Genomic DNA, 1,039 nt, shown 5'->3' with positions numbered 1-1,039 from the left:
GGCTTTGTTGCACAAAGATTTGAAATGCAAAGCGCCCCTAATTGAGCCAAATTTAAGGCGTAACTTGGGTAAGTGGTCGACCTAATTCCGTAAATCTGTTAAGGACTGCTACACGTGCATGGATCTCATTCACTTGGCTATCAAAACTCCTTGCACTGAGTTTATCTCCTAATAATTTGATGCAATGCATCTTAGTTTCAACCAAACTTCGACGATGATAGCCTGACCATTTTTTCCATAATGTCCTGCCTAAACGTTTAACTGTTCGAAGTAATTCATTTCGCTCTAGAGAGCTGATCTTTGTATCTTTCCATGGTTTCGCATTTTTTCTAGGTGGAATCACCGCATGCGCTTGCCGATCTGCAATGACCTGACGGCATTGCTTGGTGTCATAAGCTCCATCGGTATAAACAGAGTCAATCTGCTCATCTTGTGGAATCTGATTAAGTAAATCACCAAGCACCTGTGAATCACTGACATTATTGGTTGTGAGCTGAATAGCGCGTATTTGTAGGGTTTTGGCATCTATACCAATATGTAGTTTACGCCATTGGCGACGATATTCAGGTTGGTGTTTCTTACGCTTCCATTCACCTTCGCCTAGAAACTTTAAGCCAGTAGAATCGACGAGTAGCTGGAGACCATTACTGCTTTTTTGATAGTTAATTGCAATATCAATATGCTTTTGTCTTCTACAAATGGTTGAATAATCCGGTGCTGTCCAATCTAATCTACAAAGATGAATGAGACTTTGCACAAAGCCAGTGACCATGCGTAAAGAAAGACGAAATAAGGATTTGATCATTAAACAGCATTGGATGGCTGTATCTGAATAAGTTTGATTTCGACCATGTTTACCTTTGGGTTGAGCGTACCATTGAGTCTTGGGATCAAACCAAATTGAGAGATTTCCTCGATTTATTAATGCACTGTTATAAGAAGACCAATTGGTTGTACGATAGATTTTAGGTGTGGGCTTATTCATTTGAGAATTATATTGTGGAATAAGCCTTTAGAGATAGGTTTGTGCAACAAAGCC

General features: G+C 39.7%; 1 protein-coding gene. It reads right to left on the bottom strand.

Annotation, left to right across the window (positions count from 1 at the left end; translation table 11 throughout):
- Positions 1–52: 52 nt before the first annotated feature.
- The gene (locus E0D95_RS15110) at positions 53–985 is read right to left on the bottom strand and encodes an IS5 family transposase (RefSeq protein ID WP_019767863.1); all 933 of its coding nucleotides are present in this window, start codon (positions 983–985) and stop codon (positions 53–55) included.
- Positions 986–1,039: the final 54 nt, after the last annotated feature.

Source organism: Acinetobacter ihumii, assembly GCF_900625095.1.
GTDB lineage: Bacteria > Pseudomonadota > Gammaproteobacteria > Pseudomonadales > Moraxellaceae > Acinetobacter > Acinetobacter ihumii.
The sequence above is the reverse complement of the archived record's forward strand: the minus strand, read 5'-3'. Positions and strand labels throughout refer to the sequence as shown.